13 protein-coding genes and 1 pseudogene are annotated in these 16,262 nt (G+C 59.7%); 8 read left to right on the top strand and 6 right to left on the bottom strand.

Annotated elements, in window-relative coordinates; genetic code table 11:
* The first annotated feature begins 35 nt into the window (after positions 1-35).
* The 6 genes from BN2476_RS26055 to BN2476_RS26030 all read left to right on the top strand — a co-directional run bounded on the left by BN2476_RS26055 (position 36) and on the right by BN2476_RS26030 (position 8,211).
* On the top strand, positions 36-1,046 hold the full coding sequence (locus BN2476_RS26055) for a DUF2891 domain-containing protein (protein ID WP_087737036.1): 1,011 nt from the start codon (positions 36-38) through the stop codon (positions 1,044-1,046).
* 319 nt (positions 1,047-1,365) lie between these two features.
* Positions 1,366-2,790: an aldehyde dehydrogenase gene (aldA, locus tag BN2476_RS26050; RefSeq protein WP_087737035.1), complete on the top strand. Its 1,425-nt coding sequence runs from the start codon at positions 1,366-1,368 to the stop codon at positions 2,788-2,790.
* A 218-nt stretch (positions 2,791-3,008) separates the two neighbouring features.
* Positions 3,009-4,313 (top strand): MFS transporter, encoded by a 1,305-nt coding sequence (locus BN2476_RS26045; protein WP_087737034.1) that lies wholly within the window; start codon positions 3,009-3,011, stop codon positions 4,311-4,313.
* Between the two features lie 58 nt (positions 4,314-4,371).
* Positions 4,372-5,622, top strand: a complete 1,251-nt coding sequence (locus BN2476_RS26040; protein WP_087737033.1) for a mandelate racemase/muconate lactonizing enzyme family protein — start codon at positions 4,372-4,374, stop codon at positions 5,620-5,622.
* A gap of 20 nt (positions 5,623-5,642) precedes the next feature.
* On the top strand, positions 5,643-7,298 hold the full coding sequence (locus BN2476_RS26035; protein ID WP_087737032.1) for a GMC family oxidoreductase: 1,656 nt from the start codon (positions 5,643-5,645) through the stop codon (positions 7,296-7,298).
* Between the two features lie 139 nt (positions 7,299-7,437).
* The gene (locus BN2476_RS26030; RefSeq protein ID WP_087737031.1) at positions 7,438-8,211 is read left to right on the top strand and encodes an IclR family transcriptional regulator; all 774 of its coding nucleotides are present in this window, start codon (positions 7,438-7,440) and stop codon (positions 8,209-8,211) included.
* 138 nt (positions 8,212-8,349) lie between these two features.
* Here the strand turns inward: BN2476_RS26030 and BN2476_RS26025 are convergent, their stop codons facing one another.
* The 3 genes and pseudogenes from BN2476_RS26025 to BN2476_RS26015 all read right to left on the bottom strand — a co-directional run bounded on the left by BN2476_RS26025 (position 8,350) and on the right by BN2476_RS26015 (position 9,590).
* On the bottom strand, positions 8,350-8,592 hold the full coding sequence (locus BN2476_RS26025) for a hypothetical protein (RefSeq protein ID WP_143811044.1): 243 nt from the start codon (positions 8,590-8,592) through the stop codon (positions 8,350-8,352).
* 264 nt (positions 8,593-8,856) lie between these two features.
* A pseudogene (locus BN2476_RS48435) lies at positions 8,857-9,204 on the bottom strand (MFS transporter); the annotation flags it as partial.
* A gap of 116 nt (positions 9,205-9,320) precedes the next feature.
* Positions 9,321-9,590 (bottom strand): DUF1488 family protein, encoded by a 270-nt coding sequence (locus BN2476_RS26015; protein WP_087737029.1) that lies wholly within the window; start codon positions 9,588-9,590, stop codon positions 9,321-9,323.
* A 521-nt stretch (positions 9,591-10,111) separates the two neighbouring features.
* On the opposite strand from BN2476_RS26015, the gene BN2476_RS26010 reads away from it, so the two are divergent.
* Positions 10,112-10,999 (top strand): DMT family transporter, encoded by an 888-nt coding sequence (locus tag BN2476_RS26010; RefSeq protein ID WP_087737028.1) that lies wholly within the window; start codon positions 10,112-10,114, stop codon positions 10,997-10,999.
* Positions 11,000-11,026: 27 nt separating this feature from the next.
* Here BN2476_RS26010 and BN2476_RS26005 read toward each other — a convergent pair whose 3' ends face one another.
* The gene (locus BN2476_RS26005; RefSeq protein ID WP_087737027.1) at positions 11,027-11,596 is read right to left on the bottom strand and encodes an SRPBCC family protein; all 570 of its coding nucleotides are present in this window, start codon (positions 11,594-11,596) and stop codon (positions 11,027-11,029) included.
* 297 nt (positions 11,597-11,893) lie between these two features.
* Here BN2476_RS26005 and BN2476_RS26000 point away from each other — a divergent pair, with 297 nt between their 5' ends.
* On the top strand, positions 11,894-12,787 hold the full coding sequence (locus tag BN2476_RS26000) for a fructose bisphosphate aldolase (protein WP_087737026.1): 894 nt from the start codon (positions 11,894-11,896) through the stop codon (positions 12,785-12,787).
* 424 nt (positions 12,788-13,211) lie between these two features.
* Here the strand turns inward: BN2476_RS26000 and BN2476_RS25995 are convergent, their stop codons facing one another.
* Together BN2476_RS25995 and BN2476_RS25990 are read right to left on the bottom strand one after the other, a co-directional pair.
* Positions 13,212-14,630 (bottom strand): aminotransferase-like domain-containing protein, encoded by a 1,419-nt coding sequence (locus tag BN2476_RS25995; RefSeq protein ID WP_087737025.1) that lies wholly within the window; start codon positions 14,628-14,630, stop codon positions 13,212-13,214.
* Positions 14,631-14,699: 69 nt separating this feature from the next.
* Complete coding sequence (locus tag BN2476_RS25990; RefSeq protein WP_087737024.1) at positions 14,700-16,220, bottom strand: MFS transporter; 1,521 nt, start codon at positions 16,218-16,220, stop codon at positions 14,700-14,702.
* Positions 16,221-16,262: the final 42 nt, after the last annotated feature.

The raw sequence follows: 16,262 nt of genomic DNA, 5'->3' as shown, positions 1-16,262 counted from the left end.
ACCGTAACCCCTATGTCCGTTATGACGAGGCGTCGATGAATGCCGTGCTCACATCTGAAATCGCATCGAAATTCGCTGGTCTCGCGCTTGCTCATCTGACCCGCGAGTATCCGAACAAGCTCACGCACTCGCTCGCCCGTCCGCAAGACGTGCAAGGTCCGCGCGCGTTGCATCCCATCTTCTATGGCAGCTATGACTGGCATTCGTGCGTGCATGGCTACTGGTTGCTCCTGCATCTGCTCGAACGCTTCCCCGAGTTGCCCGAGGCGCCGCACATCATTGCCGTCGTCGACGAGCACTTCACTGAAGAGAAGGTCACGGGTGAGCGTGCCTATCTCGATCTGCCGCATAACCAAGGTTTCGAGCGGCCGTATGGCTGGGCATGGCTGCTTGCGCTGTCGGGTCATGCCGCATCGCTGAAGCTGCCACAAGCCGAACGCTGGTCGAAGACGATCGAGCCGCTAACGGATGCATTCGTCGAACGCTTCGAAGAGTTCTTGCCGAAGGCGACTTATCCGCTGCGCGTCGGCACGCATTTCAACACGGCTTTTGCACTGGCGCTCACGCTCGAATTCGCGCATCGCACGCAACGCGATTCGCTTGCAACGCTGATCGTCGAAACGGCGAAGCGCTGGTATCTGAACGACGCAGGTTGCCAGGCGTGGGAGCCGTCCGGCGACGAGTTCCTGTCGCCTTCGCTGATGGAAGCGGAGTTGATGCGGCGCGCCTTGCCCCCCGCCGAGTTCGACGGGTGGTTCACGCGCTTTTTGCCCGATCTTGCACAGCGGCAACCCGCAACCCTGTTCGTGCCCGCCACCGTCACCGACCGCAGCGACGGCAAGATTGCGCATCTGGACGGATTGAATCTGAGCCGCGCGTGGTGCCAGCGATCGCTTGCGCGCGCGCTGTCGAATGACGATCCGCGTCGCGCAGTGCTGTTCGAAGCCGCTGACATACATCTGGAAAGCGCGTTGCAGCATGTCGCCGGCGACTATATGGGCGAGCATTGGCTCGCCACTTTTGCGACGCTCGCACTCGAAGCGTGACGAACGCCTGAGCATCTTGGTGAAATGAAAATGGCCGGTGTGTAACGCACCGGCCATTTGCTTTTCAGAAATCGAATCTGTCTTTCAAAGAGACGAGCGCGAAGTCCCTTCCGACGTGACGCCCGCGCGCCGCACGTCGAATGTGGAATCGTTTCTCCACCAACACGTTCAAACCGCTAACGTGACTTCGATGATTGACTATTTTTCCATATATAAAAAACAAATTCTTTATTTAGAAATCATTGACCGCGGACGGATTGGATTTTATAGTCCGCCAACAACACCGACCACGCCGACATAGACATTCACGGAGACACGCGTGCGCCACTATCGCAACTTTATCGATAACCAATTCAAGACTTCGGACGGGGCAACGTTGCTGGAGGTGGTCAATCCGGCGACAGAAGATATTGTCGCCACAGTCGACAGCGCGAATCCGTACGATGCCGACGAAGCCGTACGCTGTGCCGCCGCAGCGCAAAAGAAATGGCGACGTCTTCCTGCAATAGAACGCGGCAAAGTACTCCATCGCCTTGCAGACGCGCTCGTCGCGCGCGCGGATGATATCGGCCGCGCACTCGCGCTCGAGTCCGGAAAAAGCCCGCAGCATGCGCGATCGGAAGTGCTCTATGCGGCCGAAGTAACCCGCTATCACGCCGAGTGGGCGCGCCGGATCACAGGCGAAGTCATTCCAAGCGACAACGCAAGCGAGAATCTGCTGCTCTATCGCGAGCCCATCGGCGTCGTCGTCTGCCTCGTTCCGTTCAATTCGCCCGTCTACACGCTGTTGCGCAAGCTTGCTCCCGCGTTGATCACCGGGAATACCGTGATAGTCCGGCCGAGCAGCTATACGCCCTGCTCCGCGCTCGAGATCGCCCGCGCGGTGCAGGAAGCCGATGTGCCGCCAGGCGTCATCAACATCCTTGCGATGAATCATCAGGTGGCCGAGCAGATCTGCACGCACCCGGCCATTGGGATGATCACGCTGACAGGCAGTGTCGGCGCGGGCCGCAAGGTGCTCGAATATTCGCAGGTGAATATCGCGAAAGTTGCGCTCGAGCTTGGCGGCCAGACACCTGCCATCATCGAACCGGATGCCGACCTCGAAAAGGCAGCCGACGATATCGTGCGCTCCAAGACGACGAATTGCGGTCAGCTTTGCACTGCAGTCGAGCGTGTGTATGTCAACGAAGCCGTTGCGTCGCGATTCATCGATCTGCTGCGGAACCGGATGCGCGAGCGCCAATGGGGCGATCGCAGCAAGAACCACGACTGGATGGGCCCGCTGATTCATGACAACGCCCGCCTGCATATCCACCAGATGGTCGCGCGCGCGATCGACGATGGCGCCGTGCTCGAATGCGGAGGCGTGATCCCATCGGGCAAGGGTTTTTTCTACCCGCCCACGCTGCTGACTGGCTGCCGCCAGGACATGGAGATTGTCCAGGAAGAGACGTTCGGGCCTGTGCTCGCCGTCGTCGTTCACAAAACACTCGACGAAGCGCTGGCGATGGCAAACGATCATCAGTTCGGTCTCGCATCGATGATCTATAGCCAGAACCACGGGACGATCATGCGCGTCGCCAATGAAATCGAAGCGGGCGAATGCTATGTCAACCGCGTGCCGGATGATCCTTATCAGGGACATCACGCGGGCTGGAAACGCTCGGGCATCGGCGGTGACGACGGACAGCACGGCATGCTGGCATTTACGCAGACACGCCTCGTCGTAATGCCGTACTAGCTTCAAAGAACCGGTCCTGCTCGCGAAGAGGAGGACTGGACACTCCCCCAACTTCTATCGAAAGGAACATCGATACATCTGTTTTAATTTGGATATCTAAACGTATTGAGCGACGCACACACAAAAGAGCTCCATAGACTCTTCGCGATCGCGCCAATGCATTCAGCTTGCCGCAAGCCCCATGCATCAACCATGAAGACGGTAACAAAGGAGACATCATGGCAGCATCCCCGGAATCACAACAGAACGCAGTCGCCGTCGATGCGGCGTCATCCGGCGCGCTTGTCCGCTACCTTCAGCTCGGCCTGCTGACGTTGGCCGCGGGCGCGCTGTACCCGTTGCTCTATTTGCGGCAGAACTTCGAAGTCACGATCCTGAACGCATTCGGCATCAATGTCGACCAGTTGGGCGAGTGTTATACGCTCCTCGGGATCATTTACGTGGTCACGTATATTCCGAGCGGCTGGCTTGCCGACCGGATCAGTTCGCGCTGGCTGGTTGTATTCTCGCTGAGCGTCGTCGGCCTGCTCGGTTTCTGGTTCGCCACCTATCCCGGCTTCGCGGCGATGAAATGCATCTTCTTCGGATGGGGCATCGCGGGCGGCCTGACGTTCTGGTCCGCGATGTTGCGGGCCGTCAAGCTGCTGGCGAACCAGCACGAGCAAGGAAGGTTCTTCGGCATTCTCGATGGCGGACGCGGATTGACTGAGGCCATCCTCGCATCGTTGGCCATTGCAATCTTCGCGCATTACGCAAACGATGCGCCGCAAGTGTCGCTGCGTCCGGTGATCCACATGTACGCCGGAGTTTGTCTCGCGATCGCCGCGTTGTCGGCACTCTTTCTGCCCAATGACGGGAGCGATGAGCGACGCTCCGCCTTGAACACGTCGGCTCGCCCCTCCGTATTGCGTGATTTCCTGATGCTGGCGCGCATTCCGGAGATCTGGCTCATCAGTCTGATCGTGCTGGCGGGTTATCAGCTGTTGTGGGCAACGTTCTATTTTTCCAGCTACATCCAGCAGCACTTCGCCGCTTCCGCCGTGCTTGCGGGCGAACTCACCGTAATCAAGCTGTGGATGCGACCGATCGGAGCAATCGGCGGCGGCTTCCTCGGCGATCGCTATACGAACGTCAATGTTCTGGGCTTCGGCATGCTTGCGGCCTCCGTTGCATGGATGCTCTTCGTGCTCGTGCCCTCGACGGTGCCCATGTGGCTCCTCGCCGCTTGCATCGTCGTGCTCGGGCTGATGACCTATTCGGTGCATGGACTCTACTGGGCCATCATCGACCGATGCGACGTGCCGGCGCGCGTCACGGGACTGGCAGTCGGCATCATTTCGATGGTCGGCCTCTCTCCCGACATCTATCTGCCGATGCTCACGTCGGCTATTTCACATCGCTATCCGGGCGCACTCGGAACACAGATCTATTTCGTCTACATCGGAGTGTGTTGCCTGGCCGGCAGCGTACTGGTGCTCGTATTCAAGAAGCGCACCGTGCATTACCGCTTCCCGGGCCAATGAATTTCTTGTAATAGCGTGCAGCACGCTCTCGTCGAATCATCATCGCAAAGAGGTCTGAATGAAGATAACTTCTCTTGAAACCTATGTCGTCGCCGTGCCGCCGCCCTATATCGGCGGACGCTACTGGATCTTCGTCAAACTGAAGACGGCTTGCGGCATAGAGGGCGTAGGTGAAGTGTATGCGGCCACTTTCCATCCGGACGTGATGAAGGCCGCTATCGCCGATGTGTATCAGCGATACCTCGAAAATCATGACCCGCACCATGTCGAACGTTTCTATCGCGAGGCGTATTCCAGCGGCTTCACGCAGCGCCCCGACCTTTCGATGATGGGCATCGTGAGCGGCCTCGAAATGGCGTGCTGGGACATTATCGGCAAGGCCGCGAATCAGCCCGTGTATCAATTGATCGGCGGGAAGGTGAATGAGCGGCTACGCTCCTACACCTACCTGTATCCGAAGACAGCCGACGGCGAGTACTCGCACGATTACGAAGACGTCGACCTCTCGGTCAAATGCGCAGTGGAATACGTAAAGCAAGGCTTTACGGCGATCAAGTTCGATCCGGCAGGTCCTTATACGGCATATTGCGGGCATCAGCTCAGTCTGGACCTGATGGAGTTGTCGGCGACGTTTTGCCGGCGCCTTCGCGAGGCCGTCGGCAACCAGTGCGATCTGATCTTCGGCACGCACGGCCAGATGACGCCGTCGGCTGCCATTCGACTCGCACGACATATCGAGCCCTATGACCCGCTGTGGTTCGAAGAGCCCGTCCCGCCAGGACAGTCGGAAGCGATGGCGCGCGTCGCGCAGAAAACCGGAATTCCCGTTGCAGCGGGCGAACGGTTGACGACCAAGTATGAGTTCTTCGATCTGCTTCGAAACAACTCGGCATCGATTCTGCAAATGAACCTTGGGCGTGTCGGCGGCATTCTCGAAGCGAAGAAGATTGCCAGCATGGCCGAGGTCTACTACGCGCAAATTGCGCCTCACCTCTACAACGGTCCGATTGGCGCAGCCGCCAGTATCCAGTTGGGCGTGGCGTCGCCGAATTTCCTCATTCAGGAAAGCATCATGCGATGGGAGGGTTTCCATGCGCAGATCCTGAAGAAGCCGATTCGCTGGGAGGACGGCTACATCATTGCGCCGACCGAACCGGGCCTTGGCGTCGAGCTCGACATGGATGTCGTCAACGCGCACACGCCCTACACGAGCCGGCGTCTCCATCTGACCGTATCGAGCCAACCGTTCGACGTGAAGGCGGGATTCTCGGAAAGCTGGCGAAATCGCTACGCCGTAGACCAGCAATAGCAAACCAGCAGGCGACCAGAATGGATGCAAGCTCTTTTGATTTCATCATCGTCGGCGCGGGTTCCGCCGGGTGCATACTCGCGGACCGGCTGAGCGAATCCGGCGATTTCCGCGTGTTGCTGCTCGAAGCAGGCGATGCCGACGACTCGTTCTGGATTCGCATGCCGCTTGGCTTCGCGAAGCTGTTTTACCATCCGCGCTACAACTGGCGATATCACACGACGCCACAGGCGGAACTGGCGAACCAGCGCGTCTATACGCCACGCGGCAAGGTCCTTGGCGGTTCGGGCTCGATCAACGCGATGATCTATGTCCGCGGGCAGCGCCGCGATTTCGACGACTGGGCCGCTCAGGGCAACGCGGGTTGGTCTTACGACGATGTGCTGCCCTGGTTCAAACGCATCGAGTCGCACCCGCTAGGTGACACCGAATGGCACAGCAGTGGCGGGAAAATCCGCGTTACGCGCGACGCCGTGCATCCGATCTGCGAGAACTTTTTCCGCGCATGCGACGAGCTTGGCTTCCCGCGAAACGATGACTTCAACGGCGCGCGCTTCGAGGGCGCGGGCGTGTACGACATCAATACGCGCGACGGTCAGCGCGATTCGTCGTGCGCGGCCTACCTGCGGCAGGCCATGAAGAGGCCGAACCTGGTCGTCGAGACGGGTGCGCTCGTCGAGCGCGTGCTATTCGACGGGAACAGAACGGCCGTGGGCGTCAGTGTGCTGATACGCGGTCATCGCCATGAATTCCGTGTGAATCGCGAAGTGATCCTGTCGGCTGGCGCCGTGGAAACGCCCAGGCTGTTGCAATGCTCAGGCGTCGGCGACGCGACGCTTCTTCAGCAGCACCAGATTCCCGTCGTGCACGATGCACCCGCTGTCGGGCGCAATTTGCAGGACCATCTGTGCGCTTCGTATTACTTCGAGGCGACGCGCCCGACAGTGAATGACGAAGTGCGAACCTGGCCGCAGCAGGCTGCCGCAATGCTGAAGTATCTGTTGCGTCGCGAAGGGATCTTCGCCACAACTGTCAAAGCCGGGGGATTTTTCCGGACGAGTGAAGCAGAGCCTCATCCGAACATGCAGCTCTACTTCAACCCTTTGTCGTATGTCTTGCCGGAGTCGGGCGGAATGCCGAAGGTGGAACCCTACTCGGGCTATACGATGTTCTTTGCGCCGTGCCGCCCCACTAGCAGAGGCAGCGTACAACTGAGCAGCCCCGACATTCATGTGCCTCCGCGAATCGATCCGAACTACCTCTCGACAGAACACGACCAGGCGGAAGCGATCGCGGGCAGCAAGCTCATACGGCGTCTTGCAGCGACGGCGGGCCTGCTCGAAGTGACTAGAGCAGAAGTCAGGCCCGCAGAAACCGTCACGGACGATGCAAGCATGCTGCAGTTTTTCCGCGAGCAGAGCGGATCGATCTATCACCTGTGCGGCTCGTGCGCGATGGGCTCCGACACACGCACATCGGTTGTGAACAGCGAGTTGCAGGTACACGGCATCGCGCGATTGCGAATCGTGGATGCATCCATCTTTCCGAACATCACGTCGGGCAATATCAATGCGCCCACGATGATGGTCGCCGAACGAGCCGCGCAACTCTTCCTGACGCATCAAGGTACAACCGAGTCGCGAGGCGCGGCACGCGTCGCCGACGTGCAAGCGTGACGGTTGTTCCGCCCGCTTTCGATCCGACATTCATCGCAACAGGATGTGAGAATCGGGATGCGCCACTCGTTCTGACGGGCGCCTTATGCATGCTTCCCCGATTTTCGCCCTCAACTGAAAGCCGATACAATAAGCGCCAATGAACGCGATCGATCCGCTGCCGGAAGACAAATCCAAAGCGCCTGCTGTAGACGGCGCACTGGACATACTAGAGGCACTCATTCAATCCACCTATCCGCTTTCCCTCTCGGAGATTGCGGACCGGGTGAGCATGCCCGTCGCGAGTTGTCATCGGATCATCGGCACGTTGCTGCGCCGCGAGCTTGTCGTGCGTGACCTGCAGCGCAAGAAGTCTTACTGCGTCGGCGCAAAGCTGTTTCAAATGGCCTCGGCTGCGTATTTCCAGCAACCCATCGTATCCCTGTTTCATTCGACGGCCGACGTACTGAAGAACGAGTTGCATGAAGCCGTCAACCTGACCGTCCTTGCGGGTTCCCATGCTCTCGTTGTCGCGCATGTTACGTGGCCGTTTGCCGAAACCTTCGGCGTGTATGTCGGCATGTCCCATCCGCTGCATCAGGATGCGGCTGGAAAGGCGATGATGAGCATGCGGCCCGAGTACATCCAGAAGCACTATTGGGAAGAGTTCATCGACGGCCGCGCGCATGCGCTTTCGCACGCGATCACTCTCGATGACTGGTTACGCGATCTCGCTGAAATCAAGCGCATCGGTTACGCGTTGACGCGATCCGCCACCGCCCCGGACACCTACAGTCTGGCTGCGCCCGTGCTCAACCGGCGCGGGGAACCGCTGGCTGCGATGGGCGTCTGCTTTGCCGCGCAAAAGGATGCTCGTCCCTATGTCACACCGCTGATTCAGGCGACGTGGCAGTTGTCATCGAGACTGGGATAGCGTCAGAACGCCTGGCTGGTTTCGGACGTCGCGCAACTTGAACGCCTGGCAACGCATCGCGACTCTCACGACAGTCGTTCGCTAGGCGCTGCAGACCGTCACGTCGGCTACACGGGCACGAAGACCTTTGCCGCCTCCCTAGAAAGCTTTGGCCAATTTCATGGCAAAGAACTGATCCTGATCGCAATCGGTGCAGTTCATTTCTTCGGCGAGAATTCGCTGCTGAATAGTCTGACCGCCGCTCGTTACACGATCACGCCTCTGCGAAAGGCTGAAGAGCCACGCTCGTAGCAGTCGGCAGCCGGAGAGCTGATCGGAAAAGAAGGGACAAAAAGAAAGGCCCACCAGGTGGTGGGCCGAATCCATATCAAGAGGAGACATGGAGGAGACAGTTCCTAGTATAAACCCTTAGCGCCGTGATGCAAGTGCGTGTCTCACCACGACAACACGCTCGCTGGAATACCGCTGCTAACAGGAAGTTTATTCCAGCTCGACGCCTGTGGTTTTCGGCCTCATTTAGCCGTTGCTCCAAAGTTATGCAAACCCGCCGAAAATCAGGATGCGGTAAAGATTGCCGAAAATGGCTCCACGAACGATGCGCTACAAATTCAATCCGCCTGCATGACGACGCTCGCTGCAAACATCCCAAGGCAGCGACCGGGTAAAGACCGAACGACGTCGGAACGTGTCCGCCAGAAATCCGCACGCCAGTGTGCCGATAGACAGGCCCGCGAATAATGCAGCACTAAAGCTCGTGGCGCCAGTTCCGAATAGTCCATGCATCGACGGCAAGAGGATGTTGCTTTTCATCAGGCCGGGCGCGACGTCGCCACTGTACAAAAGGTCTAGATCGAAGAAGAAAAACCCCAGACTAAGAAGGATCACTAACTTCTGGGCAGTACGAGCAGCCGGCAATCTATCGCGGCGAGCGGAAATGGTGTCCGCATTGCTTTGGAGCGGTCTTCGAGAAGCGCGCGACACGCGACGACGCAAGGATGGGCAGAACGGAAAACGATGTGTAGCAGGCTTGCGAGGTACCCCGCGCGGCCGCGAGCCGCGCGTAACAGCATGCCGGGCAGCGCCGGCGCGCAATGGACGCCAGGCGGCGTCTAGCGGTATTCGAAATCGTCCGCGGTAATCAACACGTGCGTCGAGCCCTTCGCGAGCGCCTTGCGTTCGGCCACGGCTGCTATGCGGCGCTGACCGTTGCCGAATGCCTTCGTGAGGTGCAATTCGTCCGCGCCACGTTCCAGCCAGAAATGCTGTTCGAGCGCATCGCGCGTGATCGAACATCCGATCGCACGCTTTTGCACGACGATATCGAAAGTCACGGACTGGCCGTTAGTCGAAAGCGCGAAGTTGCGTACGGACTGTTCCATTTTCAGCCTCTCATGAACTGCGATCTAACCGTATTTCGTGTTGCTTTCATGAAACCATGCCCCGATCATCCCGCATTGAAACTATCTCACTCCGTTCGGCATCGATCAGTTCGGAACAACCCTTGACACACACCCGCCGCAAACGTTTGATAGCGCCCAATGCGAGCGACAGCCGTGGATTAAGGGTCGCGGGAACCTGGCGCCAACGCCTGCGAGTACCTTGCGAGACGTTTTCACAACAAAGAAAACGTCCGGAATGTGCCCATTTTGAACGGCTACTGCGGGACTGTTCCCTGCTGTCAGACAGAGGATCGCATCTACAGTTGCACCGCGTGGTTCGCGCGGTTTTCTGTCTGACGAAAGATTGCACGCAAATGAATCGGCACTGCGCGCTACAGCGTCGTCAAGGATACAACGCAATCGTTTGCGTCATATGTCACATCGCACGCAGCAGAAAAATCCATGTCATCGCGGAACCTCGTATGATCGAGGCTCTAAAAAGAACTCATACGAATCGCTCGATGAAGCATCCACGCTGGACAGGGCTCTTCTATCTGCTCATCACCGCAACGGGATGGGCCCTCAACTGGCCTGCAATGAAAGTTCTGCTGCGCGAATGGCCGCCGCTCTTTTCGCGCGGCATCGCGGGCGTGACGGCGTCGGTCCTTCTCGGCATTGTCGCGGTGTGCGCAGGCGAAGCGCCGCGTGTGCCGCGTCGATACATACCGCGATTGATTCTCGCGGCTTGCACAAATGTCTTTGCATGGATGGGTTTCTCCACGCTGTCAATGAAGTGGCTCAGCGTCAGCGAGGGCGCGCTGCTCGTCTACACGATGCCGATCTGGGCAATGTTGCTTGCTTGGCCGATCCTTTCGCGCAGGCCATCCGCAATGGAGTTTCTCGCGTTGCTGCTCGGACTTGCGGGCGTTGTCGTGCTGCTCGGTGGACGCGGCGTCGCGTTCGATGCCGGCAAGGTAGCGGGCATTGCCTTCGCGCTGCTCGCGGCCGTCCTGTTCGCGCTCGGGACCGTCATTGCGCGCACGCCGATACCCGTCGCGCCGATCAGCCTCGTTGCGTGGCAAGTGGGACTCGGCTGCGCACCGATGATCGTCGCCGGCCTGCTGATCGAGCGCCCCGCTTACGCGTCGCTGCACGTGGACGGCTGGGCCGTGATGATCTACATGACGCTCGTGCCGATGGGCGTCTGCTACCTCGCGTGGTTCGCGACGCTGCGGCATCTGCCGCCGCAGATCGCATCGATCGGCATGCTGCTGGTCCCCATCATGGGGATCGTCGCCGCGGCACTCGCGCTCGGCGAACCGCTCGGCTGGAAGGAAGCAATAGCGATGGCGCTGACATTGAGCGGCGTCGCGCTTGCATTGCGGCGGAAAGCGCCTCAAGAAGAATGAGTTCCGTCGATCCCGCTTGAACGCGTGCTACTCGTGCTGCCCCGCTTGCTGTTCAAGTACATTCTTGAGCCGCTCGACGGCTTCGTCCGATTCCGCCTGGATCTTCGCGCGCAGTAGCGCCGCATTCAGCAACGCGAACCAGAGCGTCGGCGAATGGTAGATGAAGGTGCGCTCGAACCGTGTGCCATTCGTGCCGTTTGTGCCATTTCCATCGGGTGTCAGCGTGTAGCTGACCGTGCCTGCGGGTCGGCCGTCGATCGTGCCGTCGATCGTCCACCTGTCCGGCCGGTTGCGCTCGACGACCGTCCATACGACGCGCCCACTGCGTCCCGCGACGCGAAACTCCTCCGTCGTCTGCTCGCCGACGGCCAGCGAATGATCCGTTGCGCCCGTGACCGACAGCGACGACGGATGCCATGCCGGCCAGTGCGCAGGCGTCGTTACATAGTCGAAAACAGCCGTGCTGGGCCGCGCGATGCGCTCAACAGTCACAATGCGCGTCGAAAGATGAAAAGCGCGCGGCAACGGAACGAACAAGAGTCCGAGCGCAGCCGCCATACATGCCACAGTCGCGATCACTCGCACCAGCGTTTTCATTGCTATTCGCGCGAGGTCCGCGCGCCCCGAATGAAGGAAGTACTTTCTTTGCCGTCCACCGATGGCAGAGACCGGCTTGTCGATCTTACCGCCGCTATTCGGAACGGGATCAGATCGAGTGTTATCAATCACACCGCCGGATCGCGCGTTTTCTGACACATTGTGCCTGGAACATTCCTCGCTTATGTGTTCAATTGACCCGATCTGCACGATATAGGAGTGCGCGCTGCAATGCCGTACACTTATCGAGTCGGAAACGAATGGTCCACAAATCAGTGGTTCAAGGAGGGAACGTCCGTGGCAAACAAAATGTTGACGCAAATTTCTGAAAAGGACGGCTTCATTGCCGCGCTCGACCAGAGCGGCGGCTCGACCCCGGGCGCGCTGCGGCAGTATGGCATTCCCGACGACGCTTACAACGGCGACGCGGAAATGTTCAAGCTGATCCATGAAATGCGTGTGCGCATCATCACCTCCCCCGCCTTCACCGGCGAAAAAATCATCGCGGCCATTCTGTTCGAGGCCACGATGGACGGGCAGGCTCAAGGCAAACCCGTGCCGTCGTTTCTCTGGGAAGACCGCGGCGTCGTGCCGTTTCTGAAAGTCGATAAGGGACTCGAAGCAGAAAAGGATGGCGTGCGCCTGATGAAGCCGATCCCCGGGCTCGATACGTTGCTTGACCGTGCGCGCAAGGTCGGCATTTTCGGCACCAAGATGCGCTCGGTAATCGAGCAGAATTCGCCGTCGGGTATTGCCGCCATCGTCAAGCAGCAATTCGAATACGGCGCGCAAATCGACGCGTGCGGACTCATGCCGATTCTCGAGCCCGAAGTGTCGATCAAGGCGCCAGACAAGGCGGGCGCGGAAAAGGCGCTGCGCGATGAAATCAGCAAGGGCCTCGATGCACTGCCTGCCGGCAAGCAGGTGATGCTCAAGCTGACCATTCCCGACGTCGCCGACTTCTACAAGCCGCTGATCGATCATCCGCGTGTCGCACGAGTCGTCGCGCTTTCGGGCGGCTATACGCGCACGGACGCGTGCAAGAAGCTCGCGCACAATCACGGCATGATCGCGAGCTTCTCGCGTGCGTTGATCAACGACCTGAAGAAGCAGATGAGCGACGACGAGTTCAATGCAAAGCTCGCGGAAGCCATCGATGAGATTTACGAGGCTTCCTCCGTCAAGGTCTAAAAGGAAAGCCTTCTGGAAGCCGCGCGGGATGCAGTGCTACTGCGTTTCGATCCCGCGCGGCTTCGTCTCTACCTGCTCCACCCGTTCCGCGCCTTTGCCGATTGATTGTACCCATCGTTCACCTCCCGCGAAAATGAGTGCCCTGAAGGCGCGCAACGAGTGTACCTGAAGCACTTCGCGAAGACGGTTGCCAGCAAGCCTTACCTGGAGCGCGCGATCTCAAGTCAACTTTTCCGAAAACGACTCATCGTTGTCCGTTCTCAAGGGAAGAAGCCGGGTCTACTGGAGATGATGTCAAGCGGCTTCAGCAGCGCGGCAGTATTGGCAACTCAGCAGTGATCACGCCTTGAACTTCCGCGCCAGTGAACGCGTGAGAGGCTCTGGACGAATCCATCGCCGAGTCTGTTAATGAGGCGCGCTCTACTCATTTCACTGCCTGTGTAACGAGTTCGCCGAGTACACGGACGGCACGGTCGATATCCGCATTCCACGGATGCCCGAAATTGATGCGCACGCAATGCCGGAAGCTGCGTGCCGCCGAGAAAATAGGCCCCGGCGCGATGCTCACGCCCTGCTCGATCGCGTGTCGGTGCAGCGTCAACGCGTCGATCGTTTCGGGCAATTCGAGCCATACGAAATAGCCGCCCGACGGACACGTCCATTTCACGTCCTTCGGCATGTAACGTCGTAACGCCACATTCATCGCGTCGAGCTGCGCGCGCAATGCCGCACGTAATTTACGCAAATGCCGGTCGTACCCGCCATGTTGAAGATAATCGGCGATACCCGCCTGCACGGGAATGCTCGCCGAAAGCGTCGTCATCAGCTTGGCGCGCTGTACTTTCTCCGCGAATTTTCCCGCGGCGGCCCAGCCAATTCGATACCCAGGCGCAAGTGTCTTCGAGAAAGAACTGCAATGCATGACAAGACCTTTTCGATCGAACGCAATCGCGGGCAACGGATAATCCGCCTGAAAATGCAGTTCGCCATACACGTCGTCTTCGATCAACGGCACCTCGTGTCGCGCGAGCAGCTCCACTAGCGCCTTTTTCTTTTCGAGCGGCATCGTCGCGCCTGTCGGGTTTTGGTAGTTCGTCATGAACCAGCACGCGCGAACGGGATGCTTGTCGAGCGCCTGTTCGAGCGCATCCAGATCGAGGCCGGTTTGCGAATCGACGGGAATTTCGACGGCCCGCAAATCGAGTCGCTCAATCGCCTGTAGCGCGGCGTAAAAGCCCGGAGACTCGACCGCCACCACGTCGCCAGGACGGGTCACGGCCATCAGGCACAGATTCAACGCTTCTAGCGCGCCATTGGTGACGACGATTTCATCGAGCCGCTGCGACAGCCCCATGCCCAGATAACGCAGCGCTATCTGCTGACGCAATGCCTCGTTGCCAGGCGGCAAATCGACGACGGTACTCCACGGATTCACCGTGCGCGCCGTTTGTGCGAGCGACTTCGCAAGACGCTGCAATGGAAACAACATGGGCGAAGGAAACGCGGAACCGAGCGGCACAACGCCCGGATGCCTTGCTGCTTCGAGTACGCTGAAAACGAGTTCGCTGATATCGACTTTCGCGGACTCGGCGAGCACGCGCTTCGCTGTGGCCTCGCGACTTTCGGGAACAGCCGCGCCGCGCGCGACGTAATAGCCGGAACGCTCCTGCGCGCGAATGAGCCCCCACTCCTCCAATAGATAGTAAGCGCGAAACGCCGTGGACTGACTGACGCCATGCTGCGCGATGACCTGCCGCAACGAAGGCATCCGCGTGCCTACGGCGAGACTGCCCGAGCGTATTTCCGCCGCCATCGTATTGGCGAGTGATTCGTACCGAGTCATCGAAGGGTGCGCGTTGCAAGGCGCTCTTTGTATAGAGCTTTTTATACTAATCGGTACTGCACCGCGCGATCAACGTTTGCTGCTTCTCATCGACAGATAGACGACGAATGCCGAGACGGCCGCCACCAGCGCAGCCGCGCCGAATGCCTGCGAGAAGCCCTCGCCGTAGCTCGAGCGCGCAATGTGGGTCAGCGTGTCTGTCAGTGCAGGCGGATACAGTGTGAATGCGCGCGCGAAGTCGCCCGCCATCACACGCTCTGCGAAGCCCGGCACGGAAGGCACCTGGAAGTGGGACATCTGCGCGGTCAACGCCGAACGCACACCCTCGGCCAGCACTGCGCCGAGTCCGGAGAATCCCAGAAGAATGCCAGTGAAGCGCGATGTCGTGCTGATGCCAGACGCCATGCCCGCGCGTTCTCGCGGGACCGTGCCCATGATCCCCTTTTGCGTTTCTCCATTCAGCAGTCCCCCGCCGCTGCCGAGCAGCGCCATCGCGGCGACGAGCCACGCATGGTTTGCGCTGCGCGCGGCAAGCATCATCGCGAGATTGCCGCATGCGACCACTGCGAGACCAAGCGTCAGAATCCGCCGTGAATCCATATGCGCCGCGAGTTTGCGTCCAAGTTGCGGCAGCAACAGCATCGCCAGCGCAAAAGGCAACATGCCGGCCCCCGCACCGAGCGCGCTCTCGCCTCGCGCATTTTGCAGAAACAGCGGCAACAGCGAGGCCATCACCTGCGCCGACGACGCATACGCGAACATCGCCACGATCGCGCCGACGAAGGGCAGCGAACGGAACAGTGCGAGATCGAGCATCGGATGCGCGCGCCGGCTTTCGACCAGCGCGAACGCAGCGAACAGCGCGACACCGGCACATGCGCGCGACACGGCGGCGGCACTGAACCATCCGTGGTCAGGGCCGAGAATCAGAGACCACGTCAACGAGAACATCGCTGCTGCAAAGAGCGCAATACCCGGCAGATCGAGCGAGCGCGGCGTCGGGTCGCGCGACTCGTCGACGATCTTGACGACACCCGTGGCCAGCAGCGCGCAGATGGGCACATTGATCGTGAACGCCCAGCGCCAGCCCAGATACGCGCTGACGACACCGCCGATCAGCGGCGAAAGCACCATCGTCAGTCCCATGATGCCGCCCCACACGGCCCACGCACGCGCGCGTTCACGCTCGTCATGAAACGCATGGCCGATGATCGCGAGCGCGGGCGCGAGCAGGAACGCCGCGCCCACGCCCTGCGCGGCTCGCGCGATATACAGCAGCGACGCGCTCGGCGCGACGCCGCATGCGAACGAAGCGAGCGCAAAAAGCGCAATGCCAGCGAGGAACACGCGCTTGCGTCCGAAGCGGTCGGCAATCGAGCCGGCGGGCAGCAACAGCGCGGCGAAGCACAGCACGTAAGCGCTGATCACCCATTCGATATCGGCAAACGATGCATTGAGATCACGCGCAATGGTGGGCAGAACGATGCCGACGACATTCGTGTCGAGCACGGTCATCGCGCACCCCATCGACGCGATGAGTAGCAGCGGCGTGCCTCGAGAGACCGAGCGGGTAGCGGTGATTGAACTCATGGAGCTGGTGTGCGGAAAGACGGTGGACGGTAAGCCCGTATT

The organism is Paraburkholderia piptadeniae, from assembly GCF_900007165.1.
GTDB lineage: Bacteria > Pseudomonadota > Gammaproteobacteria > Burkholderiales > Burkholderiaceae > Paraburkholderia > Paraburkholderia piptadeniae.
The sequence above is the reverse complement of the archived record's forward strand: the minus strand, read 5'-3'. Positions and strand labels throughout refer to the sequence as shown.

Coding starts and splice junctions, on each gene's coding strand:
- BN2476_RS26055 (WP_087737036.1), top strand. CDS start 36: ATGAATGCCGTGCTCACATCTGAAATCGCATCGAAATTCGCTGGTCTC.
- BN2476_RS26045 (WP_087737034.1), top strand. CDS start 3,009: ATGGCAGCATCCCCGGAATCACAACAGAACGCAGTCGCCGTCGATGCG.
- BN2476_RS26040 (WP_087737033.1), top strand. CDS start 4,372: ATGAAGATAACTTCTCTTGAAACCTATGTCGTCGCCGTGCCGCCGCCC.
- BN2476_RS26035 (WP_087737032.1), top strand. CDS start 5,643: ATGGATGCAAGCTCTTTTGATTTCATCATCGTCGGCGCGGGTTCCGCC.
- BN2476_RS26030 (WP_087737031.1), top strand. CDS start 7,438: ATGAACGCGATCGATCCGCTGCCGGAAGACAAATCCAAAGCGCCTGCT.
- BN2476_RS26025 (WP_143811044.1), bottom strand. CDS start 8,592: ATGTCTCCTCTTGATATGGATTCGGCCCACCACCTGGTGGGCCTTTCT.
- BN2476_RS26015 (WP_087737029.1), bottom strand. CDS start 9,590: ATGGAACAGTCCGTACGCAACTTCGCGCTTTCGACTAACGGCCAGTCC.
- BN2476_RS26010 (WP_087737028.1), top strand. CDS start 10,112: ATGAAGCATCCACGCTGGACAGGGCTCTTCTATCTGCTCATCACCGCA.
- BN2476_RS26005 (WP_087737027.1), bottom strand. CDS start 11,596: ATGAAAACGCTGGTGCGAGTGATCGCGACTGTGGCATGTATGGCGGCT.
- BN2476_RS25995 (WP_087737025.1), bottom strand. CDS start 14,630: ATGACTCGGTACGAATCACTCGCCAATACGATGGCGGCGGAAATACGC.
- BN2476_RS25990 (WP_087737024.1), bottom strand. CDS start 16,220: ATGAGTTCAATCACCGCTACCCGCTCGGTCTCTCGAGGCACGCCGCTG.